This window comes from Streptomyces bobili, from assembly GCF_002154575.1.
Lineage (GTDB): Bacteria > Actinomycetota > Actinomycetes > Streptomycetales > Streptomycetaceae > Streptomyces > Streptomyces bobili.
In genome coordinates, this window is the sequence record NZ_MUBA01000651.1 from 1 (window position 1) to 748 (window position 748).

Annotated in this window: 1 protein-coding gene; it reads right to left on the reverse strand. The window is 73.7% G+C overall.

Annotated features, from left to right (window positions below; translation table 11 throughout):
• The coding region (locus tag BZL64_RS35565) for a permease (RefSeq protein ID WP_107430415.1) at nucleotides 1-748 on the reverse strand (748 nt) is incomplete at both ends.

Below are 748 nucleotides of genomic sequence, written 5' to 3' on the forward strand. Positions count from 1 at the left end.
GCCGCCACGAACGCGTCCGCCTCCGAACAGATCGACAGGACCACCGCCAGCACCGCCAGCGACAGCACCGCCACGACCGGATGGTCGGCCGCCGCCCGCAGCCAGTGTTCCGGGGCCACCGCCTTCAGCGTCGCCGCCGCCATCGCGCCCACCACCAGGAAACCGCCCGCGTGCATCACGTCATGCCGGGTCGCGTCCCAGAACGCCTCGCCCTTGCTCTGGCCCTCATGCCGGCCGTGAGCCGGTGGACGCATCCAGTCCGTGCGGCCCAGACGGTGCCACAGCCAGCCCATCGCACACGCCACCAGCAGACTCGCCACGAAACGGGCCAGGACCATCTCCGGGTTGCGCGGGAACGCCACCGCCGTCGCCGTCAGCACGATCGGGTTGATCGCCGGGGCGGAGAGAAGGAACGCGAGCGCCGCCGCGGGAGTCACACCCCGGCGCACCAGCGCCCCCGCGACCGGTACGGACGCGCACTCGCAGCCCGGCAGGACCGCGCCCGCCAGACCGGCCACCGGGACCGCCAGCGCGGGGCGGCGGGGCAGGGCGCGGGCGAAGAAGGACGGGGGGACGTACACCGCGATCGCCGCCGACAGCAGGACGCCCAGGACGAGGAACGGCAGCGCCTGGATCATCACCGCCACGAACACCGTCGTCCACGTCTGCATCACCGGGGCGGCGAGGGCGCGGCGCAACGGGGACTGCAGCAGCACCATGAGGAGCAGGAGGAGGGTGAGAGCCAGGG